The 25166-nt window shown below is 68.4% G+C and carries 26 protein-coding genes; 12 read left to right on the top strand and 14 right to left on the bottom strand.

Annotated elements, in window-relative coordinates; genetic code table 11:
• Positions 1-143: 143 nt before the first annotated feature.
• The 5 genes from ACFYPS_RS32355 to ACFYPS_RS32335 form a co-directional block, all read right to left on the bottom strand.
• A complete protein-coding gene (locus tag ACFYPS_RS32355) occupies positions 144-563 on the bottom strand; it encodes a hypothetical protein (RefSeq protein WP_387329555.1) in 420 nt (139 codons plus the stop codon).
• A 213-nt stretch (positions 564-776) separates the two neighbouring features.
• Positions 777-977 carry a hypothetical protein gene (locus ACFYPS_RS32350; RefSeq protein ID WP_354968850.1) on the bottom strand — a complete coding sequence of 67 codons (201 nt, stop codon included), beginning with the start codon at positions 975-977 and terminating at the stop codon, positions 777-779.
• Between the two features lie 220 nt (positions 978-1197).
• On the bottom strand, positions 1198-1803 hold the full coding sequence (locus ACFYPS_RS32345) for an N-acetyltransferase (protein WP_354968851.1): 606 nt from the start codon (positions 1801-1803) through the stop codon (positions 1198-1200).
• On the bottom strand, positions 1800-2900 hold the full coding sequence (rsgA, locus tag ACFYPS_RS32340) for a ribosome small subunit-dependent GTPase A (RefSeq protein ID WP_387329551.1): 1101 nt from the start codon (positions 2898-2900) through the stop codon (positions 1800-1802). The genes ACFYPS_RS32345 and rsgA overlap by 4 nt, the downstream gene beginning before the upstream one ends.
• A gap of 834 nt (positions 2901-3734) precedes the next feature.
• The gene (locus ACFYPS_RS32335; protein ID WP_387329548.1) at positions 3735-4361 is read right to left on the bottom strand and encodes a winged helix-turn-helix transcriptional regulator; all 627 of its coding nucleotides are present in this window, start codon (positions 4359-4361) and stop codon (positions 3735-3737) included.
• Between the two features lie 116 nt (positions 4362-4477).
• Here ACFYPS_RS32335 and ACFYPS_RS32330 point away from each other — a divergent pair, with 116 nt between their 5' ends.
• Complete coding sequence (locus ACFYPS_RS32330) at positions 4478-5536, top strand: carboxymuconolactone decarboxylase family protein (RefSeq protein WP_354968587.1); 1059 nt, start codon at positions 4478-4480, stop codon at positions 5534-5536.
• A 248-nt stretch (positions 5537-5784) separates the two neighbouring features.
• On the opposite strand, the gene ACFYPS_RS32325 is transcribed toward ACFYPS_RS32330, so the two are convergent.
• A complete protein-coding gene (locus ACFYPS_RS32325; RefSeq protein ID WP_387329545.1) occupies positions 5785-6246 on the bottom strand; it encodes a YcxB family protein in 462 nt (153 codons plus the stop codon).
• A gap of 453 nt (positions 6247-6699) precedes the next feature.
• Between ACFYPS_RS32325 and ACFYPS_RS32320 the strand changes: the two genes are divergently transcribed.
• The 5 genes from ACFYPS_RS32320 (at position 6700) to ACFYPS_RS32300 (ending at position 10718) form a co-directional block, all read left to right on the top strand.
• The gene (locus ACFYPS_RS32320) at positions 6700-6957 is read left to right on the top strand and encodes a hypothetical protein (RefSeq protein ID WP_354968589.1); all 258 of its coding nucleotides are present in this window, start codon (positions 6700-6702) and stop codon (positions 6955-6957) included.
• A 95-nt stretch (positions 6958-7052) separates the two neighbouring features.
• Positions 7053-7484 (top strand): hypothetical protein, encoded by a 432-nt coding sequence (locus ACFYPS_RS32315; RefSeq protein WP_387329542.1) that lies wholly within the window; start codon positions 7053-7055, stop codon positions 7482-7484.
• A 796-nt stretch (positions 7485-8280) separates the two neighbouring features.
• Positions 8281-8487, top strand: a complete 207-nt coding sequence (locus ACFYPS_RS32310; protein WP_354968591.1) for a hypothetical protein — start codon at positions 8281-8283, stop codon at positions 8485-8487.
• 1052 nt (positions 8488-9539) lie between these two features.
• Positions 9540-9884, top strand: coding sequence for a barstar family protein (locus ACFYPS_RS32305; RefSeq protein WP_354968592.1), 345 nt, complete (start codon positions 9540-9542; stop codon positions 9882-9884).
• A 246-nt stretch (positions 9885-10130) separates the two neighbouring features.
• Positions 10131-10718 carry a hypothetical protein gene (locus ACFYPS_RS32300; RefSeq protein ID WP_354968593.1) on the top strand — a complete coding sequence of 196 codons (588 nt, stop codon included), beginning with the start codon at positions 10131-10133 and terminating at the stop codon, positions 10716-10718.
• Between the two features lie 44 nt (positions 10719-10762).
• Here the strand turns inward: ACFYPS_RS32300 and ACFYPS_RS32295 are convergent, their stop codons facing one another.
• The 4 genes from ACFYPS_RS32295 to ACFYPS_RS32280 all read right to left on the bottom strand — a co-directional run bounded on the left by ACFYPS_RS32295 (position 10763) and on the right by ACFYPS_RS32280 (position 15457).
• Positions 10763-11944, bottom strand: coding sequence for a low temperature requirement protein A (locus ACFYPS_RS32295; protein ID WP_354968594.1), 1182 nt, complete (start codon positions 11942-11944; stop codon positions 10763-10765).
• On the bottom strand, positions 11944-12960 hold the full coding sequence (locus ACFYPS_RS32290; protein WP_387329570.1) for a DUF4240 domain-containing protein: 1017 nt from the start codon (positions 12958-12960) through the stop codon (positions 11944-11946). Before ACFYPS_RS32290 ends, ACFYPS_RS32295 begins: the two co-directional genes overlap by 1 nt.
• Positions 12961-13643: 683 nt before the next feature.
• Positions 13644-14303, bottom strand: coding sequence for a response regulator transcription factor (locus tag ACFYPS_RS32285; RefSeq protein WP_354968596.1), 660 nt, complete (start codon positions 14301-14303; stop codon positions 13644-13646).
• Complete coding sequence (locus ACFYPS_RS32280) at positions 14291-15457, bottom strand: histidine kinase (RefSeq protein WP_387329567.1); 1167 nt, start codon at positions 15455-15457, stop codon at positions 14291-14293. The genes ACFYPS_RS32285 and ACFYPS_RS32280 overlap by 13 nt, the downstream gene beginning before the upstream one ends.
• Before the next feature lie 273 nt (positions 15458-15730).
• Here ACFYPS_RS32280 and ACFYPS_RS32275 point away from each other — a divergent pair, with 273 nt between their 5' ends.
• Together ACFYPS_RS32275 and ACFYPS_RS32270 are read left to right on the top strand one after the other, a co-directional pair.
• Positions 15731-16489: an ABC transporter ATP-binding protein gene (locus tag ACFYPS_RS32275; RefSeq protein ID WP_387329537.1), complete on the top strand. Its 759-nt coding sequence runs from the start codon at positions 15731-15733 to the stop codon at positions 16487-16489.
• Positions 16489-19053 carry an FtsX-like permease family protein gene (locus ACFYPS_RS32270; protein WP_387329534.1) on the top strand — a complete coding sequence of 855 codons (2565 nt, stop codon included), beginning with the start codon at positions 16489-16491 and terminating at the stop codon, positions 19051-19053. Before ACFYPS_RS32275 ends, ACFYPS_RS32270 begins: the two co-directional genes overlap by 1 nt.
• 609 nt (positions 19054-19662) lie before the next feature.
• Here the strand turns inward: ACFYPS_RS32270 and ACFYPS_RS32265 are convergent.
• Positions 19663-20109: an anthrone oxygenase family protein gene (locus ACFYPS_RS32265; RefSeq protein ID WP_387329531.1), complete on the bottom strand. Its 447-nt coding sequence runs from the start codon at positions 20107-20109 to the stop codon at positions 19663-19665.
• A 91-nt stretch (positions 20110-20200) separates the two neighbouring features.
• Here ACFYPS_RS32265 and ACFYPS_RS32260 point away from each other — a divergent pair, with 91 nt between their 5' ends.
• Positions 20201-20779, top strand: coding sequence for a TetR/AcrR family transcriptional regulator (locus tag ACFYPS_RS32260; RefSeq protein WP_387329528.1), 579 nt, complete (start codon positions 20201-20203; stop codon positions 20777-20779).
• 40 nt (positions 20780-20819) lie between these two features.
• Positions 20820-21419: a serine hydrolase gene (locus ACFYPS_RS32255; protein ID WP_387329564.1), complete on the top strand. Its 600-nt coding sequence runs from the start codon at positions 20820-20822 to the stop codon at positions 21417-21419.
• 38 nt (positions 21420-21457) lie between these two features.
• Here the strand turns inward: ACFYPS_RS32255 and ACFYPS_RS32250 are convergent, their stop codons facing one another.
• Entirely contained in the window at positions 21458-22234 is a 777-nt protein-coding gene (locus tag ACFYPS_RS32250; protein ID WP_387329525.1) for a hypothetical protein, read from the bottom strand.
• A gap of 268 nt (positions 22235-22502) precedes the next feature.
• On the opposite strand from ACFYPS_RS32250, the gene ACFYPS_RS32245 reads away from it, so the two are divergent.
• Both ACFYPS_RS32245 and ACFYPS_RS32240 read left to right on the top strand, forming a co-directional pair.
• Positions 22503-23075: a hypothetical protein gene (locus tag ACFYPS_RS32245; protein WP_387329522.1), complete on the top strand. Its 573-nt coding sequence runs from the start codon at positions 22503-22505 to the stop codon at positions 23073-23075.
• A complete protein-coding gene (locus ACFYPS_RS32240; protein WP_387329519.1) occupies positions 23068-23910 on the top strand; it encodes a TRM11 family SAM-dependent methyltransferase in 843 nt (280 codons plus the stop codon). Before ACFYPS_RS32245 ends, ACFYPS_RS32240 begins: the two co-directional genes overlap by 8 nt.
• 118 nt (positions 23911-24028) lie before the next feature.
• Here the strand turns inward: ACFYPS_RS32240 and ACFYPS_RS32235 are convergent, their stop codons facing one another.
• Together ACFYPS_RS32235 and ACFYPS_RS32230 are read right to left on the bottom strand one after the other, a co-directional pair.
• Positions 24029-24484 carry a transposase gene (locus ACFYPS_RS32235; protein ID WP_387329516.1) on the bottom strand — a complete coding sequence of 152 codons (456 nt, stop codon included), beginning with the start codon at positions 24482-24484 and terminating at the stop codon, positions 24029-24031.
• Positions 24481-24876: an AMP-binding protein gene (locus ACFYPS_RS32230; RefSeq protein WP_387329513.1), complete on the bottom strand. Its 396-nt coding sequence runs from the start codon at positions 24874-24876 to the stop codon at positions 24481-24483. The genes ACFYPS_RS32235 and ACFYPS_RS32230 overlap by 4 nt, the downstream gene beginning before the upstream one ends.
• Positions 24877-25166 lie beyond the last annotated feature (290 nt).

Here is a 25166-nt window from a genome sequence, read left to right as displayed (position 1 = left end):
CCAAACCGCCTTACGGCATCCGGCCCATGGCTTGGTAGTGGCTGTTCCCGAGCCGTATTGAGGTGCGCCGGTCTTGGAATATCCGCACATGCCGCAATCCGTGCTGGCAGCTTTGGGCGTACAGCCAGGCTTGCCGGAGACGGCTATCGCCGGCCCGACCGTCTCGATCCGCCGTAGAGATTGACTCGGTGGTCGACATCGTGGTCCGGCTTGCGCGAGATGAACCCGTCAGCCTTCATCTCGCCGTTGCAGATGAGCAGCAGCCAGTCCTCGTAGTACCAGCGCGGATCGCAGGCGCATGCGGTGAATCGGAACCGGAAGTTCGCCCGGTACCGGCCGATCTGCCCCGACATGAGGACGAAAAGACGGGCAGGCCCGCTCTGATGCGGGTATGCGGCCGAGCCCGGCAAGCGGTCGACTACCAGCGCCGAGCCCTTCGAGGACAGCCACAGGTCGCGGTCGCGGGCTCGATCCACGCCACCACTGACTACAGCCTCATGAGGCACGTACTGGGCCGCCTCATCAGCGAACACCTCGTGAATCACCACATCATCGGTCGGCATCGACAGGGGAAGCATCCCGGCGCGGCACAGACCGCGGCGGGCATCTGCCTGCGGTGCGCCTCGTGCTGCCGCACTCCACCTCACCCGTACCCGTTGGATTGTGATCACGACTCACCCTGACGCACCAGGTCGCCGGCACGCCAGCGGATATCCGGATCTGCCGCGATCCGGGCGTCACGGGGCGTGACCGTCGGTGTGCCGGTGAGCGCCCGATCATGCCGATGAGCGCACTGATGGCGATGCGACGCGGCTGAGTTCGGCGGCCAGCATGGCCTGATCACCGGGCAGGATCCCGCACTGCTGCCGTGCCCGCTGTGTGGGCACGGCGAGCGCGCTGCGGACATCGACCAGCGGCCGTCCGTCCAGGTCGCCTTCGATCAGAATCGTGCCGTCGAGGTGCGGGACGGCGCCCAACTATGCGAGGTCACCGGCGCTGTCCCCACCGCTGGCTACCCGGCCGGGACCTGGTTCATCGTCCGCCGGGAACGCCAGCACCCCGATTGCACGGGGGGCGAGCGGCCTGGGGAAACGGGCCGGGCGCATCCCGACACCACGCCCCAGGCCGACTCAACCGCTGTTGCGGGGGGCTGTTCGGGACGAGTTTTGTGTAGCGCCCCGAACAGCCCCGGATGGATTAGACGCCGAATGGTGCCGGGTAGATGATGGTGCCGCTCGGGACCGGGAGGGCGTTGTCGAATACGAGGGCCATCATGGCCTCATCGGGCACCTCGAAAGACGGGTGGATCCCGTAGGCGGAGGCCCGGCTGAACCCGAACCGTGGGTAGTACTCGGCGTGGCCGAGTACGAGGACGAGGTTTTCGCCCATGGTGCGGGCGACCTTCAGACCGGCCCGGATCGCGGCTGAGCCCGCGCCCTGCTTCTGGTAACGGGACAGGACGGCGCAGGGGCCGAGTGCCAGGGCCGGGGCGTCGCCGACGTGGCAGCGGGTGAATAGTGCGTATCCGCCGACGGTACCGTCGGCGCTTTCGGCCACGATGGACAGCTCGGGTAGCCACGCTGGGTCGGTGCGCAGCGCCTCAACGAGGTCGGCTTCCAGCGGTGTGGGGAAGGCGTCGAGGGTGACCTCGCGGATCGCGGTGATGTCCTGATCGGTTTCGGGTCGAGTGGTCCAGCTATGGAACATGTTGGATATTCCTTCGGCGTTCTTTGAGATGGAAACGTAGGCGGTGCGGTGAGGTTCGGGCCGAGAAACATCGTGTTCTGCGGCCGGCTGGCTCACGACCGTCCCTGCTGGTCGCGGAAGGTGTAGGTCTCGCGCAGAGATCGGGTAATGGCCTTCTTGTGATCCTCGCGTTGGGCGCGTAGCCGTGCGTCGCTGCGAGAAGTTGCCCAGGCGTTCTCCCGCTGGAGCTTGCGGTAGCTGTCCAGACGACGCTCGCTCACCTCGCCGGCGGCGATCGCGGCTTGGACGGCGCAGCCGGGTTCGGAGTCGTGGCCGCAGTCGCTGAACCGACACTGCGAAGCGAGCCGCTCGATGTCGGCGAAGACCTGCTGCAGGCCATCGTCAGCGTCGAACAGGCCGATCCCGCGCAGGCCCGGGGTGTCGATGAGCACGCCGCCGTTTGGCAGCGGGACCATCTGACGGCGGACCGTCGTGTGGCGACCTTTGCCGTCTTGGGCTCGCACGGCGCCGGTCGCCAGTACCTCGGTTCCCAGCAGTGCGTTGCCCAACGTCGACTTGCCGGCTCCGGACGGGCCGAGCAGTACCACCGTGCCGGTGAGCGCGGCCGTAAGTAGTTCCAGCCCGTGACCAGTGGCGGCGCTGGTGGTGATGATCTCTACGCCGGGGGCCAGTTGGGTCAGCTCGGCCGTGGCCGTGCTGGGGTCGGCTGACTGGTCGGCCTTGGTCAGCACGATTACCGGGAGCGCGCCACTCTCCCAGGCAAGGGCCAGCAGCCGTTCGATGCGGCCCAGGTTCAACGGGACCTCGACAGAGACGACCAAGGCGGCCGTGTCGATGTTGGCGGCTAGGGCCTGACCATGCGAGGAGCGTGAGGCCGAGGAGCGGACGATGACACTGCGACGTGGCAGCAGAGCGGTCAGCTCGGGCTCATGGCCCGAGCGCAGGGCGGCCCAGTCGCCGGTACACGGAGCCGAGACAGGGTCCGATGCGCCCACCAATGAGGTGCCGGCCCGTAGCGGGCCGGTCTCGGTGATGACGTCACACCTGCCGCGATCGACGCCGATAATGCGTGCAGGGATGAGACCTGCGGCGCGATGCGATGTGAAGGACCGTTCGAGCTTTGTATCCCAGCCGTAGGCGGAAAGGCCGCCGTCGGAAGATGATCTAGGAGAAAAAGAATCGGAAGACAACAACGTAAAACCCTTGCGAAAAGGGACCCTGGGAAGCCCTGCGTTGCGTCCGCGGATTCGGCGCGGATGTGGCGGAAGGATTCAGCTGAGGGGCCGGGACGTGAGGATGGACCGGACGCTGCGGGCAGCAGCCATCACCACGGCGGTCATCAACCTCACCTCCCTCAAGAGTTTCCAGTTGCCCCCTAGATGGGTGGCGGCGGCTACTCTAGCACACTTGATCGACCTTGCCGGCATCGTCGGGGCCGCGCTTCCTTCGACTTACCGTTCCAGTCCTACTTTCTCGGCTCTGACAGTCATGGCCGCAGCCCAGGCGCAGCGGGCGTCGCCCGACTCTCTATCGCGACCCTGCGCGCTTGCTCGCTCAAATCCGAACTTGCGGCGCCTTCGCCGCTGTCTGAGCAGGCCGGGCTGCTATCCCCCAGGCCGAACCAGGCTGAATTGCGAGCGGCATCCGCACATGCGCGATCCGCGCGCTAAACGATGTCGTGTCGAGCTAGCCCGGTTGTCGTCCGGAGGTGCCAAGGCGTGTGGATTACGCCGCGACGCTTCTCGCGCAAAGGGCCAAACTTGCTATGCCACCGTTGCTGTCTGGGCAGGCGGGCTGCTGGCGCTGGCGCCGAGCCAGTGCCGGGTTGCGGTCAACATCCGCTCACTCATGCCGCGATCCGCGCGTTACGCAGCGTGGCTGGCGGCCACGGGCGCAGCGTCCGGACATGCCGAATTGCGCGCGTTCCTTCTCCGCTCCGCTTGGCCATACGCCGATACGCGCTGCACATGAACCGCGGCTGTCACCACGCGGCCCGGAGGTATCAACTGATCAGAGGCGCGGGCCGACTATGCCAGGGAGAAGATCCGCTGCAGCCGCACCAGGGCGGCGGCATCACCCTCGATTCGCAGGCGGTCTCCTGCGCGCCCGCGAGCAAGCTCCATAAAGCCCTCCCGATCGGTGACGACCCTGACTGTGGCGTGTTCCCCCGCCGGACCAGGGGTGACATCCACCGTGCCGTCGTGAACCCGAACGGCCACTCGCTCACCGTCGACCTCAATGTCGTAGGTCTCATCCAGACCAACTGCGGCATCCGGATGAAACGTCGCCTCGAAGCCGAGCAGGAGGGCGCTGTCGGGTAGGCGATCGTCGGCGGGATCGCGCAGCAGTGGGCGCCCCCAGCGCGCGAGCTCGAGGATCGCCGGCTTGAGCGCGTAACCGCGCTCGGTCAGCTCGTACAAGGTCGCTGGTGTCGGTGGCGGCACTTCGCGCCGGTCGATCACCCCGGCCTCCTGGAGATCGCGCAACCGGGCCGCAAGGAGGTCCGTAGCCAGCCCTGCCAGCCCGTGTCGCAGGTCGGTGTAGCGCTTCGGCCCGCTCAACAGCTCACGGACGATCAGTAGGGTCCAGCGCTCGCCGAGGACATCGAGCGCCTTGGCCAGCGGGCAGAACTGTCTGTATCGACGCTGAGACACGCGCCCGATCCTACCGGCCGGCTAGACAACAGGCACCACTACATGCTTCGATAACTTGTCCCTCAGCTTGGAAAAGTTGTCTATCCTCGGTCGTTCAAATCCACTGAAGGGTCCCCATGGCACTGCGTGATGTCCCATTCCGACGCCAGGTCCGCCACATCCACCCCGCCGTGCATGACCCGCGTACCTCCGCCGTACGCCGGCAGATCGCACGGGACTTCGGCGTGCTGGCCCCGCCGTTCGCGCTCCACCTCCCCGCACCCCAGGCACTGCACGCGTACTGGGCCATGGTCCGTGAACCAACCTGGGGCCCACTTGTCGATCGCACCAAGAAGGAAGCCGTCGCCGCTGCGGTATCGGCGATCAACACGTGCCCCTACTGCGTAGACGTCCACACGACGATGCTCGACGCCCTTGGAGACCGAGCCCCGGCCGCAGCCATCCTCTCCGCAGCCACCGACGACATCGCGGACCCGGAGCTGCGCGCCGTGGTCGCCTGGGCGCGCGCGAACCGCCAGCCGGACACGCCCCTCCTGCGACAACCGCCGTTTCCCAACGAGCACGCGCCCGAACTGATCGGCGTTGCCCTCTCTTACCACTACATTAACCGCATGATCAACATCTTCGCCGTCGCCTCACCGTTCCCGTTGGCAGACTCAAAACTCAAACCGATCTTCAAGCGCGCGGCCCTCCCCGTCTTCCGGAGACTGCTTGCACGCAAGGCGCGCCCCGGTGCATCGCTCGACCTGCTTCCCCCGACCCCGCTACCCGACGACCTCGACTGGGCCCGACCCAACTCGATCATCGCCGATGCCTTCGGCCGAGCCGCCGCCGCATTCGATGCGATTGGCCGACAGGCGCTCCCAGAGCCGGTACGCCAGCTAGTCACCGCCAGGCTCAGCACCTGGCGTGGCGAGGAGCAAGGCATATCCCGCAGCTGGACCGAAAACGCCATCGAGACGCTGCCGGCACCGCAACGGCCACTAGGCCGATTCGCGCTGCTGGCCGCACTCGCATCCCACCAGGTCGACGGTCGGGTACTCAACGACGCACGTACGCACCCCGGACCAGCCGGAGATGAAGCGCTCGTAGCCGCGGCCGGCTGGGCAAGCTTCGCCGCCGCGCGCCGGATCGGGTCGTGGCTGCACCCCGCGCCCGCAACACCAACCCCGTAACGACCCCCATCCCCCGACCATGACCAGCCGTCCGGACCGCATGACACTCGCAACCAAGGGTGACCACGTCACACGCCAACGCCCACCGAGCGACGCTTCCAGCATCCGGTCATGGCCGCAATCCGTGCGTTGCGCATGTACCGTACGGGTTACTGGGCGTAACCGAGTGGTCGGCTGCTGCGCGCGGGGACGCTCCCGACGTGCTGCATCGGCGGTCGCGCTGCTCGGGCTGGTCGCGCCGGGGACGGTCACCCGGCGAACTCGAGGCGCCTAACGATGAAGTCGTCCACGATTCGTTGATCCTCGGGCGCGAACGCCGCCCGCGGCACCGGAATTTGGCTCATGCCGTACTTCAGCAGCCAGGTGTGGCGTCGCCGCCGAATCCGGGTGATGCCGGACCAGTCGATCTGTGTCCGGCTGCTCGCGGTCTGGATGTCGACGCCCGACGTGCTCACCTCGTACCGGAACGGCTCGACGAAGAGGCTGCGCTGCAGCAACCAACTCAGTACCGGAAGGAGTTCGGTCACGGCGAACGCGGCACACAACATCAGCACGACGTAGAGCAGCCGACCGTTGAACCCCGTCAGTGTCGCGAGCAGCGTGGCCAACAGCACAGCCAGTGCCGCGAGGGCGAGCAGGAGCGTCCGCATAACCCGTTGCCAGCGGCCCAGTGCGTCTTGGCTCATCCGCCGCAGCAGGCCGTACGTCATCTGCACTTCCCCGGTCACGTGCACGTGCCGCAGTATGGCACGGCATCGCCGCAAGCCGCCGTCGCCCAAGCGTGACAGCGATGGCCGCCCAAAGCGTCGGGAACCTGCCGAGTGAACACCATGGTCCACCACGTCAGACAGCTATCCGCCATCTGGGTTGCACCCGCGGAGTAGACAGGCTTCCTGCCCCTACTACGGCGACTCAATATCCGGATCTGCCGCGATCAGAGCGTCGACCTCCGTCCGCGCGACGACCGGATCTGCCGATGTGCGTACGTCGGATTCTGGTTTCATGGCTCACATTGGGTGGCGTGTCACCTTAGACTGGAGCACCGGTCTGTCGGTCAGCTCAGGCAGGGTGATCAACGCTGCCGTCGCAGAGTGGGTCATCATCCGCCGCCCCGGAGTGCGACCGGCACGGCGAGCAGAAGCCGCGGGGGTGAGGTCCTGACCATGCCGAACGACGCCCATGCACCCTTGCGCTACGAGCTCCGTATCCACGGACACCTCGACCAGCACTGGTCGACCTGGTTCGGCGGCCTCGCCCTCACCCACGAGGACGACGCCACTACACTTCGCGGCGCCGTGACGGACCAAGCCGAGCTGCACGGCCTGCTCACCAAGGTCCGCGACCTCGGCGTCACCCTCATCTCCCTCACCTCCATCGACGCCGCGCACGACCCTGATTCCCAGGAACAGCAACACCAGTAGACCCCCTGGGTTCACGCGACGAGGCTGACCCACACGCCCCGAACACGTACTGCCGCACGACCGCCACCATCCCATCTCGACCAGGAGTAAATCCCATGTCCACTACCACTGTCGCCGCACCCACTATCCATTCCGATCTGTCCCTGACCCGCCTGCACCTGATGCGCGCCGGCTACCTCCTGATGGGTGTCGGACTGGCCCTGGTGAAGTGGCCGCTCCTGCCCGACGTCGCCACCCTGCCGCTCTACGAGGGCGTGACGCTCTGCATGCTCACCGCCATGTCCCTCTTGGCGTTCCTCGGCCTGCGATACCCGGTCAAGCTGCTTCCCGTGCTGCTGTTCGAGTCGCTCTGGAAGCTCCTCTGGCTCGCACTGGTCGCCCTCCCCGGAGCCACCACCGGTGACCTCGACGCGGCCATGACCGAGACCGTGGTCAGTTGCTCCCTGGTTGTCGTCATCCTCGCCGTCACCCCATGGCGGTACGTGTGGCGGAACTACGTACGCGCCACCGGAAACCGGTGGCGGTGAGCAGCCCGATGTCCCTGAGCTCTCCGCTCGAACTCATCGCTTAGTACCTGACCGTGTACATCGATGTGCGGCCGCGATCGGGGGAGCAGGTTGGGAGCAGTTGGGTGCACTGAACGGCGTTGAACCGCATCCAACGGCACCGAGCGGCGCTGAACGGCACCCGCCTCGACGTGTAGTCTTCCGTTTCCGCAGGTCAGAGTCGGTTCAGCGTCCTGCTTCACACGGAGTGCTCAGCCATATTGAGCAGCAGTTGACAGCACTCTATGTCGCCTGGTAGCGGAGTATCCGCAGGTCAGGGCGGTAAGGAGCTGCTGGATGGCCTGGCCTTGGAGGTGGGCGCAGGTTGGCGAAGTGGTCACCGCGCCCGACGTGCTCACCGCAGCCGGACGCGGAACAGTGCGCTGACCGCGGTGATGCGGGGCGAGCGGGCCGACGTGACCTCCCAGAGAACACCGAAGTGGTCACGCTTCGCTGCTCCCCGCCTGGCTGGTGCCGGCTGTCGTCCCAGGCCCGCTGCCTCCAATCACGAAAGGCACGCTGCATCGGCGTATGGCTCTGGGTCTCACCGTGGTGGCGTCCTTATGGATCCCGGGTCCTGAGACTCGAATCCCACCGGTAACCCTCTGACCAGGGCCTTCTACTCGGTGACCTCTTCGGCGGATCCGAAGGTGTCGACCACGCGCGTGGAAAGATGATCATGTGCCGAGTACCAACCCCCCGGCCGGTTGCACCCGCGACGCTCGTGTTCGAAGGGGCTTGGGACATCACCGGCCGGCTCGGACCCCTCCATGAAGTCATGGAAATCGCCGATGTTCACCGGCTTGATCCGCCGGACAGCAACCCCGAGCCGTTGTGGCAAATCGAAGGCCAAAACTTCGAGTTCCGCCTTCGGGCCTCCGGCTACACCCAGTATCTCCGGTTGCCGCCGCAACTCGTCGCCCGGCAGATGCTCACATCGGCCCAGCGCGCCGGGATCAGCTTCGCTGAGCGATCCTTCGGATGACGAGGGTGCACGGATCTGCCGCGAACAGGGCGTCGACCTTGGCGGGTGGCAACGACCGGATCTGCCGAAAGTAATGCGTCTGCGTTGCGGAGCACCGACGAGCTGGGTGGTGCGCGAGGCGAGTTCGTGATTCGCCAGTATGGTCGGGAGGTGACGACCGACCAGCCGGAGCAGCAGCGGTGGACGTGGAATCGGCGGGTCTCGCCGCGTTGGCTGCTTCGCGGACCCGCAGTTCCCGACGACGGGGATGTCCTAGCGTTGTGCGTCAACGTCGACGGGTTGTTCGTCGATCTGCCACCCCGGCCGCGGGAACGCTTCACCCTCCTGGGCTGCGTACCGGACGGGGCCGTCGCCTCGAGCCTCGACAGTGGCCCCGCTGCGATTGCCGTCGACGGCGGCCGCGACTGGTTGGGCAACCTGTGGGTGTCGGCGATGCCCGACGACCGAGCGACACGGGACGGCTGGTTCGGCGTGTATCTGCTCGACGTGACCGTCCTGGGCCAACGGCCGTCGACGACCTCGCCAGGGCGTGTCGACGTCGACCTGGAAGGCCTCGTCCACGTGGACGATCGCACGGACGCCGTCGACCACCCCGGCGACGTAACCGGGTTCGTGCTGCGCGGTACGGACGACACACCGTACGGTGCCTGCGCCGACATCACGGGCGTCTTCCGGGACCAGGCCGCGCCACCGGTACCGAACGTCGTCCTGGTCGGGTGCCAACCCGAGCCGCTACTGCAGGCCGCGATCGCCGCCATGCCGAAGTCGACAAAGACCGGCCTACGCCGTCGCCAGGTAACAGCCGACGAGGAAGCCATCGCCGCCGATGGCTCGGCGTCACCCCTGATAGGCGGCCTCGTGTACGGCACGATCGTGTCGAGCGTGCCGTCCTTGCTCGGTGACGGCCTCCTTGACGTCACCGTCGCCAGCGAGGGACACCAGCCGCACTCGACGGGAAAACGTCCATTCTGGAGCAGTGGCTTGCTGGCCGACCCGCTGAGCGCAACCTGTGGGCCGGCTACGACCGGACGCTACGGCACGAATGGTCCGGCATGGCACTGGCCTATCGCCGCTCCGATCTCCTGGACCAGTCGGCAGGGATCGTGTTTGACCTCGACGGCCGCTTCGTCACCGACATCGAGGGCTTCTACTGCGCCATCGGCGAGGCCATCAACGGCCCGGGCGGCTACTTCGGTTGGAACCTCGACGCCCTTAGCGACTGCCTGCATTCGAGGTGGGGTGCCCGCACACCGTTCCGGCTGGTCTGGCACAACTCGGCGGTAGCCCGCGAACACCTCGTCGCCGGCTACAACCGGCGTCGGTACGAGCCAGCGGTCACCCTCGACTACCTCCTGCAGATGCTCACCGAACACGGCGTCGAGGTCGAACTGCGCTGAGCACCTCGCCTCGCCCCCTCCTCCAGTCCGCACGTGCGCCGAAGATGCATCCTGTAATGCCGCCGAGCGCAGGCGGTGGTCAGCTGGCCGCGCGTTTCCATGGACGCTCGATCCACGGATTGTTGTCGAGGTAGGCCGTGAGCTTGGGGAAACGCTGCCTCGTACGGGTCTCGTCGCGCAGATCGGCCGGCGTTCCGGAGGGCGTGTCGGGCCCGGTGGGGCCTCACCACCGCCGACGAGGACGCCGTGATCGACGCGATCGTCGCCGAGGTCGAGGAGAACGTCCGGCACGACATGATCGAGAGCGGCCTCAACGAGCGCTTCGACCTGCGGATCCGCAACAGCCGCGACCACGCCGACCCGTTCGGCGAGCCGAACGTGAGCCGGGTGATCGTCGGCGGCACGATCGCCGAGTCCGGGATCCCCACGATCGGCATCGCCCAATACATCAACCCCGGCAACTTCGGCACCGAGGACAGCGCCCTGGTGCTGCTCGACGTGCTGAGCGACCCGTCCGGCGAGGCCTCGCTAAACACGTACATGACGGCGGCCAGTGACCGGATCGCCTTCGTCGGGCAGGCGGTCGGCAACGTCACCGCGCACGAGGCGGGTCACTTCTTCGGCAACTGGCACGTCGACCAGTTCAACGAACAGGCCAACATCATGGACCAGGGCGGCAACCCTGCGCTCATGTTCGGCGTCGGCGCCGACAACATCGGCGGCACCGCCGACGATCCCGACGTCGACTTCGGCGAGGACCTGCTCAACCCCGGTGAGGGCTTCACCGGCATCGAGGACACCGCGACCCGGATCGAGTTCGCGGTAACCCGGTAACGGTCGCGGACCGGGGGCCTGCCACGGCGGGCTCCCGGGTCCCGCTACGGCCGTCTGTCCCGTGGTGCGGCTGGCGGGTGCTTTCGCGCGTCCCGCGCATCGGAGAGGACGACGGCGGCGAGGACCGCGGCGATGGCGACAGCGGCCAGCAGCGGTGGGGCGAGCAGCAGCGGTGCCGCCAGCGCGAGCAGGGTGAGCAGGGCGATCAGTCGGTCTGGCGAAACCCGACCGAAGACCGTGTGTTCCAGGAGGGCCCGTCCCACGATGAACAGCGCGGGTCCGCCGACGAGGACGGCGACCCACGCCGGGTGACTGTGGCCGAACGGTTGGGCGATGACGAGTTCGTCGCCGACCGCGGTGACGACCACGCCGGCCACCATTGTCAGGTGGGCGAGTGCCATGGGGCGGGCCAGCCGTATCGGATCGGCGGCGGCGTCGATGGCTTCGGCAAGTAGTTCTCCGGCGCGGAAGACGTAGATCCTCCAGAGGAGCACGGTGGTGAGGATCGAGGCCGCGAAGGCGCCGGTCCGGTCGGCGGTGAAGTCCGTCCGGGTGAAGGTGAGCCCCGTGACGAGGATCAGTTCGCCGAGGGCGATGATGAAGAGTTGGCGGTGCCGCTCCGCCATATGCTCGGCGGCGACGGGCCACTCGGGTGCGGTTATCCGCCCGAGCCGTGGGGTGGGAAACCGGAGGGTGAACGCGGCGTAGTTGATCGCCGCGCCGAGGGTCCAGAGCACGGCGCGTGCGGCATCGCCGGTGACACTGCCCGCGATCCAGAGCACGCCGGTGCCGGTGGACCAGACGAGTAGCCGCCAGCCGGTGCGCCTTTCCGGTTGGGGCAGGGCGACGGCGAAGAAGAGCGCCATCGCGATCTGGAGTACGGCGTAAACGCTCGCGAATACAACGCTGCGCTCGTCGAAGGCGTCGGCCAGAACGGCTGCCATCGCGATACTGGCGATCATGGTGCCCAGGACAACCACCTGGACCGTGGTGCGGCGAGGGTCCAACCGGTTCGTCAGCCACGCCGTAAGGCTCCAGATCCACCACACCGAGAGGAGCAGCACGAGGGTCTGGTACGCCCCCGTCCAGGTCAGCTCCGAGATCAGCTTTCGGGAGAGTTGAGTGAAGGCGAAGACGAACGCCAGGTCGAAGAAAAGCTCCAGGAGCGCCACCGGCTGCCGTTCCCGGGGCGCCCTGAGTAGCCCGCCTGGCTGTTCGTCCCCCATTACCTGCGTCCTACCGATCCGGACTCCGCACCAAGGTCGAAACTCGGCAAACCACCCAAACGGGTGGAGCCGCACGTGCACCGGTCGACGAGTCGTCGCCGCACCCGCACCGTGGCCAGCCGGTTGAGATCGTTGGCGGGTGGTGGAGTCACTCGACCTGTATCTGGAGTTCGATCCGGGTGCGGGTTTTCCGGGCCGAATGCTGGAGAACGCGTTACGGGAGAGCATTCGGACCGGCCGGTTGCCGGCCGGGTCGCGCTTGCCCGGGAGCCGGAGCCACCGACCTGGGCCGGTCCCGGGGCACGGTGGTGCAGGCGTACGCGCAACTGGTGGCGGAAGGGTGGCTGGTGTCGGCGCCCGGCTCGGGCACCCGGGTCGCGGACGTACCTCACGAACCGCCCGACTCGCGCGAGAAGCCGCGGCCCGCGACGGCGACCGGGCCGGTGATCGAGCTGCGGCCGGGGATTCCCGATCTCGGTTCGTTCCCGCGTACGGTCTGGGCCGGCAGTGTTCGCCGCGTGCTGGCGACGGCGTCGCACGGCACGTTCGACCATCCCGACCCGACGGGACTGCCCGCGTTGCGGGCGGCGGTGGCCGTCTATCTCGCGCGTGCCCGTGGGGTGCGCTGCGACCCGGACGCGGTGGTGATCACCGCGGGCTTCACCCAAGGAAGGCCCATCGATAGCGAGGGGAGCCCCGGTTGCGGCGATGTGCGCCTCGAGTGGGAGGCCGCAGAACCAGTCAATCCGAGCGTTGCGCCGGTCACGCGCCAGCTCGACCGTCCTGGACACGCTGCATGGTTGGCCGCCCGTGCGACACGATCCAGTCCTGCACGCGGGAAAGTCATCCTCGCTCAAGGGACCAAGCAGCAGCGTCGCGGCGTCCCGGATTGACCAGTTGTAGAGCTTGTCCTGTGCCTGGAACCAAAGCTCCTCAAACTGTTCAATCTCGCTTGGGGCCAACGCGCGAAGGCGACGGAGGAGCGCCTGGGCGACGCGTTCGGTGTCACTACCCACCTCAGCCCGGGCACCTTCGACGATGCGCCAGAAGACCGCCCACTCCACTGCCAGACCGTACCAAGTCGGTCCTGTGCCGTCGGTCGGCGCGACGATCCTCGCCACCCCTTGTCGGTAGGTCTGAGCCGGCGTGATTCAAGATCGGGCACCCGGATCTGCCGCCGATCGTGCGCGTCGGCGTCGGAGCGCCCCGTCACCCTAGGTAGCCGCCAGAGGTGGTACGTCCGGGTGCGAGGACGTCCGGTCGTGCCGATGGGCGGGCGTCGGGTGATTGACCGACTACACCTCTGGTACCGGACGTCTCAGTAGTTGGTGTCTGGCGGGCCGATTTTTGGAGCTCCAAGGCCGCTGTGACGTGCCTAAACTTCCAAGATTTCGGGATGGGCCCCGGGCTTGCCCTTGGGTGCCGCTGACCAAACAAACGTACGTGATCATGGAAGTGGGCGGTCGGTGGGCCGTGATCACGTGAGTTCTGTGCGGCTGGGGCGCACTCTTTTATGGGATTTCATGGAGTGTGCCTGGGCAGGCGGCGTGATCACATGGAGTTGTTGCTCGCGGAGTCTGTCGCGTACGTCATCGGCCTCGTCGCCGAGTTGGAGATCTTTGTGCCGCCGTGGAGAAAGCTCGGATGCGCGCTGCCCCGGCGGCGCTGGTCGCCGCGGTTGAGCGAGTCACCGGCGTACTCAGTCGCCGCCGATCTGGCCCGCGCCGTTGAGGTAGGTGAGAACGGCGAGGACGCGGCGGTGGCCGCTGTCGGTGACGGCGAGGCCGAGCTTGTTGAAGATGTTGCCGATGTGCTTGTGCACGGCGTTGTCGGTGATGAAAAGCCGGTCAGCGATGGTGTTGTTGTCGTGTCCCTGTGCCATCAGCGCGAGTACCTCGCGTTCGCGAGGGGTGAGGACGGCGATCGGGTCGCCGCGGTTGGTGAGGAGTTGGGCGATGACTTCGGTGTCCATGGCGGTGCCACCGGCGGCCACTCGGCGCAGCGCGTCGACGAACTCATCCACCCGGCTGACGCGATCCTTGAGGAGGTAGCCGACGCCGCCGCCGGTGGTGGAGAGGAGTTCGGCGGCGTACTGCTGCTCGACGTACTGCGACAGCACCAGGACCGGCAGGCCAGGGTGCTCTCGACGGGCCTGCAGGGCGGCTCGGATGCCCTCGTCGCGAAATGACGGCGGCAGCCGGACGTCGACGATGGTGACGTCGGGCCGATGGTCCCGCACGGCGGTGAGGAAGCCCGTCGCGTCGCCCGCGATGGCGGCGATGTCGAACCCCACGCTGTTGAGCAGCAGTTCCAGTCCGGTGGCCAGCAGCACGTTGTCTTCGGCGATTACAACCCGCACGGCAGCTCCATGGTGATCGTCGTCGGCCCGCCGGCCGGACTATCGACGTCGACGGTGCCGTCGAGAGCGAGCACCCGGCGACGGATCCCGGCCAGGCCGGTGCCCAGCCGATCGTCGGCGCCGCCAGCGCCGTTGTCGGTGATCACCACCGATAACCGGTCTGCCGTGCGGCTCACCCGTACGCCGGCCGTAGTCGCTTGGCTGTGCTTGGCGACGTTGGTGAGTGCCTCGGCGACGGCGAAGTAGACGATAGACTCCACGGCCGCCGGTACCGTTTCGAGGTTGTCGATGTCCAGCCGGGTTGGCACGCCGCAGCGAGCCGTCACTGCGGTCAGTGCACCGGTGAGGCCGCGGTCGGCGAGGATCGGCGGGTAGACGGTTCGGATCACGTCGCGGAGTTCGGTCATCGCCTCCTCGGTTCCTTCGTGTGCGTCCCGAAGGAGTCCTTCCAGGAACTGCTCGTTTCGTGGATTGTTGGACAGTGCCCGCCGGGCCACGGCCAGCCGCATCGCGATGGCCACCAGCCGCGCCTGGGTGCCGTCGTGCAGGTCGCGCTCGATCCGGCGCAGCTCTGCGCCGTGTGCGTCGAGCACGTCTGCCCGGGTGCGGGTCAACACGGCGACCCGGTCGGCGAGCTGTTCGGCTGCCGAGTGCGACAGCACTACCAGGCAGATCCGGGCGTGTGCGCGAGCGATCGGCGCGAAGGCCAGGTACGCCAGCGCGGTGAGCAGGAGGATCTGCAGTGGACCGAGTGTGAGGGCTGTCGCCCAGCCGGTCACCGGAATATCGATGAACAGCCGTGGTCGATCCTGCGGTGCGAACGCCCACCACAGTGGTGTGGCGACCGCGGCGGTCAGGATGTTGCCGACGCACAGCAGCGCGAGCAGGCCGAGCGGCACTGCGGTGATGGCGTTCACCGGCAGCCAGAGCAGGTCGCGCGGCGTCGCCGGATCGGCCCATGCCCGGCGTGCCGTCGCGCGCAGGGCAGGACGCGATGCCAACGGCGTCTCGAGCAGTCGGCCGGCGCGGTCACGGTGCCAATTCGCCCATCGCCGGGCGAGCCTCGGATGGCACAGCAGCGGCAGCGCGAGCAGCGTGGCGATCCCAGTGGCCAGTGATTTCAGGAGGTAGGCCCCGCCACGCCACGCCTGCACCCACCGTCGACCCGACGTCACAGGATGCCCTTTCTGCGTACCCTCCTTGGGGCAGCGTCCCTTCGCGTTCCCGACACGGCGCCAAGTCTGCCCCGTGGCCGCCGCCCGCAGCACTACAGCCAGCTGTACCTCACATCGGGTGGTACGGGATATCGGTATCCGACGGCGCGGAATCTAGCGTCGGAACGCATGAGGTTCAACAGCAGAAACCTATCGAGACGACGCGGGGCGCTGGTCGAGGCCACCGCGATCCACTCGCTATACCCGGATGCAATGCCGACATTTGCGACACATCCGTACGCAGTGCAATTGGATTCGGTGTCAAAGGTATACGGGTCGGGGAGGAATGAGGTACGCGCTCTCGACGGGGTGACAGTCGGATTCCCGCGCGGTACGTTCACCGCCGTCATGGGCCCGTCCGGGTCCGGCAAGAGCACGTTTTTGAACTGTGCGGCCGGCCTGGACCGCCCGACATCGGGCCGGGTCGTGCTGGGTGACACGGAGCTGTCCGGCCGGTCGGAGACCGAGTTGACGGAGCTGCGCCGGGACCGGATCGGGTTCGTCTTTCAGGCGTACAACCTGCTCGGTGCGCTGAGCGTGGCGGACAACGTCACGTTGCCCGTCCGGTTGGCCGAGAAACCGGTCGATCCCGAGCAACTAGCGAGTGTCCTCGCCGCGGTCGGGCTCGCCGAGCATAACGACCGGCGCCCGAGCCAGCTCTCCGGTGGCCAGCAACAGCGGGTGGCGATCGCCAGAGCGCTCGTCAACCGGCCCGACCTGGTGTGCGCCGACGAGCCGACGGGCGCGCTGGACAGCGGCACCGGCCGCCAGGTCCTGGCACTGCTCAGGAAGATCGTCGACGACCTGGGGCAGACCGTGCTGATGGTCACGCACGATCCGGTGGCGGCCGCGCAGGCTGACACCGTGGTGTTCCTCGCAGACGGCCGGTTGGCCGGCGAGATGCCCCGGCCGTCCGCCGAGCAGATCGCCGAGCGGATGACTCACCTAGGCGAGCCGTGGGCCGCCGCGTGATGTCCAAGCGCATGCTGGCGTTGGCCTGGAGCACGGTCAAGGGACGAAAGGGCGGGTTCGTCGCGGCATTCGTGGCGGTGCTGTTCGGCTCGGCGGTGATCACGGCCTGCGGGATCCTGCTGGAGAGCAGCGAACGCTCGGGCGTGCCGACCGAGCGCTATCAGGCTGCCGACCTGGTGGTGGGCGCCCCGCAGGCACTGCTGGTGGCCGACGACGTGGATCCCAGGTTCGGCGAGCGGGCCACCCTGCCGGCCGACCGGGTCGGCGATATCGCGCGAGTGTCTGGCGTCCGGGCGGCGATCGCCGAGGTCAACGTCCCGGTCAGCCTCGTGATGGCCGACGCCGAGGTGCTCGCCGGGCCGGACGGCACCCCCGCGTTCGGGCATGGCTGGCAGTCGGCCACGCTCGGCCGGTTCACCACGAGCGCCGGCCGGGCCCCGACCGGGCCGGACGACGTGGTGGTGGACTCCGCGCTGGCCGAGCGGGCCGGCGTCACTGTCGGCGCGTCGGTTCGGCTCGTGGTCGGCTCGAACACGTCGACTTTCCGGGTGACGGGCATCGCGGGTCTGCCTGGAGGCAGTCTCGTCCGGCAGTCCGCACTGTTCTTCACCGATGACCGGGCCCGGGAACTGACCGGCCAACCAGACCGGGTGGACGCGATCGGCGTGCTGGCCGCGCCCGGTGTCGATGCCGACGAGTTGGCAAGCGCCATCAAGGCGGCGGCCTCCGATGTGGTCGTCTACACCGGCAGTGACCGCAGCGAGGTCGAGTTCCTCGACATCGGCAGCACGCGTTCGTTCATCAGCGAGCTGTCGCTGGCGTTCGGCGGCAGCATGGTCTTGGTGATCATGATCGTCGTGGCGAGCACACTCGCCCTGTCCGTTCGGCAGCGGCTGCGGGAACTGGCGCTGCTGAGGGCGATCGGCGCGACCCCGAAGCAGGTGCTCGGCATGATTGCCGCCGAGACCATGGTGGTGGGCACGCTCGGGGCAGTGCTCGGCGTGATTCCGGGCATCGGGCTGAGTTTCCTCTTACACGAAGCCTTCACCCTGGTCGGCGCGGTACCGGACGACTTCGAACTGTCGATCAGCCCGCTTCCGGTACTCGTGGCGATGGTGCTGTGCCTGGTCGGCGCCCGTCTGGGCGGCTGGATAGCCGCCCGGCGAGCGGCCAAGCTCAGGCCGGTGGACGCGCTCGGCGAGGCCTCGGTGGAGCCGCCCAAACTCGGATGGCTTCGGTTGACCATCGGCTTGCTGCTGGTCCCCGTCGGTCTCGCCACCGCGGCCGTGCTGCCGCTGGTGCTACCCGGTGAAGGGGCCGTTGAAAGCGCGGCCTTCTCGGCGTTCCTGCTCGTCTTCGCTGTCGCGCTGCTGGGGCCGCGGTTGCTCGGCGGTGCCGTCACCGTGCTGGGCCCCTGGCTGAACCGCAGGTCGGGCGTCAGCGGGTTCCTCGCGACCGCGAACGCGCACGCCAACTCCCGGCGGCTCGCCGCGGCGACCACTCCTGTGATCATGGGCATCACCCTGGCCGCCGCGCAGCTCTTCAGCGCGACGACCTCGAGCTCGGCCGCGCAGGATCAGGCCGCGGACGGACTGCGCGCGGACTACGTCGTCACGTCCACGTCCGCTGGCGTCTCGCCCGAGGTCGCGGACGTGCTCCGGGACGTGCCCGGCGTCTCGGCGGTGACCCCGGTCGTCCGCACGCGGACGCTGGCGTTCACCTCGGGAGATGACCCTCAGATCAGGACCTACCCGGCGCAGGGGATCATCGGCGACCGGCTCGCCGAGACCATGGATCTCGCCGTTCTCCAGGGCGATGTCGCGGATGTGCGGGACAACGCGGTGGCGTTGAGCCGGATCGCGGCGGGCACCCTCGGCGCTGCTCTCGGCGACACCGTGGACCTACGTCTCGGTGACGGCACGCCGATCAGACCCACGGTGGTGGCGCTCTACGAGAGAGGACTCGGCTTCGGTGACGTCACGCTGCCGCACGACCTCGTCCTGGAGCACACCACCGACCGCCTGGACTTCGCGGTGCTGATCGCGGCGGCCACGGGAACCGACGTCGGGGCACTCGGCGATGCGTTGCGATCGGCCGTCCGACACCTCCCGAGCGTCCAGGTCAACAACCGCGAGTCGTTCGTCGCCGCGCAGCGCGATGCCGCCGCCGGCGAGTCTGCGGTCGGCCTCATCCTCAACGCGGTCATGCTCGGCTACCTCGCGATCGCCGTGGTGAACACCCTGGTGATGGCGACCGCCGCACGCTTTCGCGAATTCGCCCTGCTCCAACTGGTCGGCGCCACCCGTCGCCAGGTGTTCGCGATGATGCGCAGCGAGACGAGGATCGTCGTCGTCGCAGCCGTTCTTATCGGTACCCTGGCCGCGATCCCGTCGTTGATCGGCACGAGCATCGGGCTGACCAGGACGCTGATCCCGTCCATCCCACCGCTCATCTACCTGGGAATCGTCGCGGTCGCCGCGCTGCTCGGCTGGGCCGCCATCATGACCTCGACCCGGATCGCCATGCGGTCGCAGCCGGTCGACGCGATTGGCGTTCGCGAGTGACGCCGGCGACGCTACAGCGAGCTGTACCGCATCGGGTGGGACGAGGTATCGGTCCGCGTCAACGCCGCTCCTAACGTCAGTGCCATGAGACTGAACAGCAGAAACCGAGGCAGCGGGTCGCGCTGGGTGCGGCGGCGCAGCTTGTCGCCCTCACGTTCACGGCCACCGGGGCTCGACCCGGGCCGAAGGATCGGTGACCGGTTCCGGCCACGCCGCCGGCCGGTTGCAACGGGACACCGACGCGATCCACGCCCTCGGGGTGACCGGCGTTCAAGCCCGAGTGACCACCTCCGACGGCCGGCACCTCGTCGCCACCAGCGGGGTCGCCGATCGTGACACCAGGCGCCCGGTGTCACCCAACGGACGCTTGCGGATCGCTAGTACCCGCGAGGCGTTCGAAGCCACCGTCGTCCTGCAACGTGCCTCGGTGATCTGGATCAATGACCTCACCCGAACCAGAGCCCAGAGCCGCGCAGGTCATCGGGGGGCGTAGCTTGTCGGGATCCCAGTTGTGGGCTCTCAGCGGCAGCTGCATTCCCGGATGTCGGGCCCGCTGCCGCCCGGGGGAGTGGGGATTGTGCGCCGCGTGCGCGGTGTCGGCCCGCGGGCTCAGGTGAGGGCGGTGACCAGCAGGGCGAAGGCGGCGATGATGACGGCGACGCGGACGTAGTGCAAGCGGTCCCAGCGGTTCATCTGCTGCTTCCAGTCGGCGGGCCGGTTGTCAGGGGTCCACGTCTTGCCCCGGTTGTTGATCGGGACGAGCAGCAGGATCGACATGATCACGCTGAGGATCAGCAGCGCGCCGGCCGTGACGACGAGGCCGGTGCCGTGGTGGTGCCATCCGGCGATGGCCCAGACCGCGACGAGGACGAGCGAGCCGATGTACCAGACCGGCATCACGGCGCCGAGCATCCGGCCCCCGTGGGCGCGGCCGAGTTGGCCACTGTCCTCCGGGAGGGCGTTGAGGATCGGGTTGATGACGAAGGCGACGGAGAACTCCACCCCCACCATCACGCCGACGACCACGGTGGTGAACACCTCGAGTGCGTTGAGCATGAAGACCCCTCCTGGGATCTAGCGTTGATAGCTGGCGTGGCAACGCTAGCACTGCTGCCGCTCGATCGTCTAGCGGTGCTAGGATCGAATCATGTCGGTACAGGAACGCAAGGACCGCGAACGGGCGGACCGCGAACGCCTCATCGTGGCCACGGCCCGCGACCTCGCCGAGCAGCAGGGCTGGGACGCGGTCACCACCCGCCGGCTCGCCGAGCGCATCGAATACAGCCAGCCCGTCCTCTACAGCCACTTCCGCGGCAAACGGGAGATCATCGGCGCCGTCGCCCTCGAAGGCGCCGCCGAGATGGCCGCGGCGGTGCGGGCCGCGACCGCCGCCGCCGACGGCCCTCGCAGCCGGGTCACCGCCCTCGCCCGCGCCTACCTCGACTTCGCCGCACGCAACCCGGCGGTCTACGACGCCATCTTCCAGCTCGACGGCGGCCTGGCGTTCGCGCACGAGGACACCCCGGCACCTCTCAAGGACGCCTTCGCCGCGCTACTGGAGAGCCTCGGCGAGGTCGCCGGGGACGGCGTCGACCCGGGGCTGTTCACCGAGACATTCTGGGCGGCCCTGCACGGGCTGGCCACCCTGACCCGGGCCGGACGGCTGCCGCCGGAGCACACCGAGCAGAGGGTGGAACTGCTGGTGGACCGGCTCGCCATGCTCTGACGCACCGTCCCGGCGGGCACACAGCCGGGGTCCCCGCTGCCTGCCTGGCGGCATCGCTTCCGGTCACGCGCGCCCACACGGCGCAGCCGCAGATCGCCGGGCCCCGGACCCCCGACGGGGCACCCGCCCCGGAACCTGCGGTGCTCGCGCCCTAGTGGACCCGGACTCCATGGTCTCCAGCACCCGGAACCTCGACCGGTTCTTCCACGCGCTGCTGGGCGGCCCGCTGCTGCGCCCCGCACAACTGGCCGACATGAAACGAACGGTCGAGATCAACGAGGACATCAATGCGATCTGGCCGCGCGGCCTCCACGGGCTCGGCCTGGTCAGCCGCCCGCTGCCCTGCGGCGGCGTCTACCAGGGCCACGACGGCGGCTACATCACGGTCACCGGCGTCACCGACGACGGCCGGCGCAGCGCCGTGGTGTCCATGTCCACCTCGCTCGGCGATTCGCTGAACAGCCTCCTTGAGCAGCAACGCGACGCCGACACGCTGATCAAAACGCTCTATGCAACCGCGATGCGCGCGCTTGCACCGGTGGCGCAGGGATCGGGTGTAGCCGGTCGCAAGGGTCAGCTCGGTAACGAGAACAGCCCCGGAGCAGCCGCATTGATCGCGTCGGAAAGTAAGTCCTTGTAGGTCACGGCGTACCTACCTATGCCCACAGGGCGGTGTTGTCAGGCCGCCATGGCGGCTTCGTGGCAGCCGGACGAGCGGCTCGGGCCGGACAGGTCGCCCCGCGTGACTGCGGCGGCCACGACGCGTTCGGCGCGGCGGCGGCGCATCCGCAGGACCGACGCGGTGACGCCCTTCTCGGCGGCCAACTGCTCAATCAGCGCGTCACCGAAGCGGGTGGCGCTGATCAGCTCAGCGGCCTCGGCGGTGATCAGGCCCGCGGCGGCCGCCCGGCCGAGCAGCAGATCCGGATGCCCGTAGGGCATCGTCGGCGAACGCGAGCCGGTGGGCAGGTCCAGCGGCAGTTCCTCGCCGTCGTCGGCCTTGACGACCGCGGCCCCGGCGCGCCAGGCCGCCCAGCACAGCCGCAGCCATAACCGGGGCGGGGTGAGGTCCGCCGCACGCAGTGCCTGAAGGAACCCGGCGAGGACTGCGGAGTCGACGTCGTCGGCGTGCCGGGCGTAGCCGCGGCTGATCTTCGCCGCGAGGTGTGTCAGGGCGGGCAGGGCCACGCCGATCGCGCCGACGACCCAGGCCGGTCCCCATTCGCGGGCGTGGTGGGCCAACTGCCGCCACAGCTCATCGGTGGTGTCGCTGTCGTAGCGTCCGTCCATCAGCAGCTCGCGTAGCTCGTCCAGCGGCATCGTCGTGTCCGGCAGACCTGGTACCGGGCGAGCGTCGAACACCAGCGGAGCCGGTTCGCAGGTCAGTAGCTCGAAGGCTGTCTCGGCAGTGGTCAGCGCCGTGTCGCCTGTCCTCGTGCGGGGGGTTGTGGCCATGCTGATGCCTCCTCCACGGGAGCGCTTCGCCCTGCGCGAACGCTTCGAGACCCCCGATTGGGACAGCCCGACCTGACACCACGAGCGAGTGTCAGACCAGGACAGGTCGTGTCCGCTCGTGTCAGGTTCGCCGGTGCGCCGCCCGCCCGCGGGGCTGTCTGGCGGCCGAGCTGACCGTTTCTGTCAGGGGAGGGGCGGGTTCGATCGGCCTGTCAGCGGCGCACTGGGGATCGTCAGTACGCCCGCCGGTCCGGGGGCCACCGTGCCCATGACCGACAGAAACGTCCACCGCGCACCGGTCCCCGTGGGGGACGTGGTGCCCGGCGACCCGCCCGTGCCGATCACCGTCTGGCCGGTCCCCGCCCCGCAGGAGGGCGAGACCATGTCCAACGCGATGGGCGTGCGGCTGGTCCACAACCTCACCCACCCGTGCGACCTCATCATCGACCTGGCCGAGGGGCCGCAGTTGGCCCGCGCGGTCATCGCGGCACACCGCCGCAGCCACCTGCAGGCGGCCCGCCCGGTTGCCTGGGGGCGTGAGGCGGCGACGCTGATCGTCACCGGCTGGCCCGTCGCCGACGCCTGCCCGGTCGAGTTCTTTCTCCGCTGCCGCGCCCGCCTCGCGCCGGGCGGCTGCGTGGCGGTGCTGCTGCCGCACGGCAACGTCACCCTGCCGGTCGACGTCGTCGTCGCCGCGAAGCGGGCCGGGCTGGCATACCTGCAGCACATCGTGGCGGCCGACCGGCCGCCCCGGCGTGGCCAGCAGGCGCAGCTGGCGATCCACACCGACGTGCTGATCCTGACCCGCAGCGCGATGGCGACCGGGCACGCCGATGGCTGAGACGCTGCCGGTCACCTCGGTGTGGCTGACCTGCCAGATACCCGCCCGTGACCAGCGGCGAGGCCGCTACGTCCGAGAAACCTCCCGCCATCCGGCGAAGATGCTGCCCCACCTGGCCGCCCATGCGATCAGCTCGTACAGTGCGCCGGGCGATGTGGTGTTCGACCCGATGTGCGGGTGCGGCACCACGTTGGTGGAGGCCATGCACCTCGGGCGGCAGGGCATCGGGATCGACATCGAGCCCCGCTACACCGCACTGGCCGAGGCCAACGTCGCCCTCGCCGCGTCGCAGGGCGCCGCCGGAACGGCGACGGTATTGACCGGGGACGCCACCGGTCTGCTCGACCTGCTGCCCGCGTCCGCGGTCGGCCGGGTGAGCCTTGTACTCACCTCGCCGCCGTACGGGCGCGGAACGCATGGCCTCGTGCAGACCACGAGTACCGGGGTACGCAAGCGAAACCACCTGTATGGGGACCGCGAGCGTGGCAATCTCGCCTATGCGGGGTGGTCCCGCCTGCTTGGCGGGTTCGCCGCGATCCTGGCCGCCAGCTACCAGCTGCTGCGTCCCGGCGGCACCGTGGTGATCACCTCCCGACCGGTACGCCGCCAACGCGATGACCTGATCGACCTGCCCGGCGAGCTGCTCGCCGTCGCGCAGTCAGCCGGGCTGAACCCGGTGGAGCGGACGGCGGCGATGCTCGCCGCCGTCCGCGACGGGCAGATCGTGCACCGAGCCAACATGTTCGGGCTCCTAGCCGCCCGCCGCGCCCGCGACGAAGGCATCCCCGTGCACCTGGTGGCGCACGAGGACGTGCTGGTCCTGCGCCGCCGCTGAAAGCCTTGCCATGCTCAGGAGCTGTCGGGCCTGGCAAGAGAGACGCCGGAGCTCTTCACCAAGCCGCGGTAGTCGCCCACGGCGTCCCGGGTCTTAAGTGAGCGTTCGGGAACTTCGGTTACCAGTTGCCGGTGCGGGCGAGTCGGCGTGACATGGTCATGATCGGCGAGATGTAGACCATGGCTTCGTGGTGGTCGGGTCGGGTTTCGTAGTCGCGGACGCAGCGGCGATGCTTGCTGATCCAGGCCAGGGTCCGCTCGACGACCCATCTGCGGGGCAGGACTTTGAAGCCGTTGACGTCGTCGGTGCGTTTCACGATCTCGACGGTCATCGCCAGGACCTCGCGTGCCCAGATGACCAGGCGCCCGGCGTAGCCGCCATCGGCCCAGCAGTGCGTGATGGTGGAGAACTTCTCCCGGACCAGTGCGAGGAGGCGGTGTCCGGCATCGCGGTCCTGGACTGCGGCGATGGTGACGATCACGGCGAGGAGCAGGCCGCCGGTATCCACGGCGATGTGACGCATACGACCGTTGATCTTCTTCCCGGCGTCGTAGCCGCGGCTGGCACGTGTCACGGTGTCGCCCGCGCGTACCGACTAGGAGTCGATGACCGCGGCGGTGGGCAGCGGGTCTCGGCCCTCGTAGACGCGCACCAGATCGCGTAGCGCGTCGTGGATCGCAGCCCAGGCTCCGGCGCGTGCCCATCGGTGGAACAGGTCGTAGCGGGGGACTCGGGGTCGATCGGCACGAAGGCGGCCCCGGCCTTTCCCACGCCGAGCAACGCCACGTACGTGTCGACCGAACGCTGCAGCAGGATGGCCACCCGCGCGCCGCCCACGACGCCGAAGGAACGCAGGTGGTGGGCCAGCCGGTTCGCGTGCTCGTCCAGCTCCCGGTAGGTCAGCTGCTCGTCGCCGCACTCGAGTGCTATGGCAGATGGATCTTTGTCGCAGGCGGACTCGAACACGTGGTGCAGACGCCGAATTCTCGTGACGCAGCCCTCGTCGCCTGGCCCGCCGGTCGAATCGACGACCGGCGCACCGATGACGACGCCCGCTTCCGCATCCGACCCCTCTGGACCACGCTGCGCGCTGCCCAGATGCAGCCACGGACATGGACCAGCAGGGGGAACTTCCATCCACACATCTAAAAGTGTTGTTCAATCAATGCAAAGTGTTAACGTCAGCGATCGATCTTTTGTCTTCCGAGACCGTACTGGCTGGTCCAGGGGAGAAAGTTCCACGGCTCCTACCTCGG

Origin of the sequence: Micromonospora sp. NPDC005087 (assembly GCF_042872965.1) — a bacterium.
Lineage (GTDB): Bacteria > Actinomycetota > Actinomycetes > Mycobacteriales > Micromonosporaceae > Micromonospora.
The sequence above is the reverse complement of the archived record's forward strand: the minus strand, read 5'-3'. Positions and strand labels throughout refer to the sequence as shown.

What these genes read in the sequence shown, in the direction of transcription:
- ACFYPS_RS32355 (WP_387329555.1), bottom strand. Translation starts at nt 563, where the DNA reads ATGCCGACCGATGATGTGGTGATTCACGAGGTGTTCGCTGATGAGGCG.
- ACFYPS_RS32330 (WP_354968587.1), top strand. Translation starts at nt 4,478, where the DNA reads ATGGCACTGCGTGATGTCCCATTCCGACGCCAGGTCCGCCACATCCAC.
- ACFYPS_RS32325 (WP_387329545.1), bottom strand. Translation starts at nt 6,246, where the DNA reads ATGACGTACGGCCTGCTGCGGCGGATGAGCCAAGACGCACTGGGCCGC.
- ACFYPS_RS32320 (WP_354968589.1), top strand. Translation starts at nt 6,700, where the DNA reads ATGCCGAACGACGCCCATGCACCCTTGCGCTACGAGCTCCGTATCCAC.
- ACFYPS_RS32315 (WP_387329542.1), top strand. Translation starts at nt 7,053, where the DNA reads ATGTCCACTACCACTGTCGCCGCACCCACTATCCATTCCGATCTGTCC.
- ACFYPS_RS32310 (WP_354968591.1), top strand. Translation starts at nt 8,281, where the DNA reads ATGGAAATCGCCGATGTTCACCGGCTTGATCCGCCGGACAGCAACCCC.
- ACFYPS_RS32305 (WP_354968592.1), top strand. Translation starts at nt 9,540, where the DNA reads ATGGCACTGGCCTATCGCCGCTCCGATCTCCTGGACCAGTCGGCAGGG.
- ACFYPS_RS32295 (WP_354968594.1), bottom strand. Translation starts at nt 11,944, where the DNA reads ATGGGGGACGAACAGCCAGGCGGGCTACTCAGGGCGCCCCGGGAACGG.
- ACFYPS_RS32275 (WP_387329537.1), top strand. Translation starts at nt 15,731, where the DNA reads ATGCCGACATTTGCGACACATCCGTACGCAGTGCAATTGGATTCGGTG.
- ACFYPS_RS32270 (WP_387329534.1), top strand. Translation starts at nt 16,489, where the DNA reads ATGTCCAAGCGCATGCTGGCGTTGGCCTGGAGCACGGTCAAGGGACGA.
- ACFYPS_RS32265 (WP_387329531.1), bottom strand. Translation starts at nt 20,109, where the DNA reads ATGCTCAACGCACTCGAGGTGTTCACCACCGTGGTCGTCGGCGTGATG.
- ACFYPS_RS32260 (WP_387329528.1), top strand. Translation starts at nt 20,201, where the DNA reads ATGTCGGTACAGGAACGCAAGGACCGCGAACGGGCGGACCGCGAACGC.
- ACFYPS_RS32250 (WP_387329525.1), bottom strand. Translation starts at nt 22,234, where the DNA reads ATGGCCACAACCCCCCGCACGAGGACAGGCGACACGGCGCTGACCACT.
- ACFYPS_RS32245 (WP_387329522.1), top strand. Translation starts at nt 22,503, where the DNA reads ATGACCGACAGAAACGTCCACCGCGCACCGGTCCCCGTGGGGGACGTG.
- ACFYPS_RS32240 (WP_387329519.1), top strand. Translation starts at nt 23,068, where the DNA reads ATGGCTGAGACGCTGCCGGTCACCTCGGTGTGGCTGACCTGCCAGATA.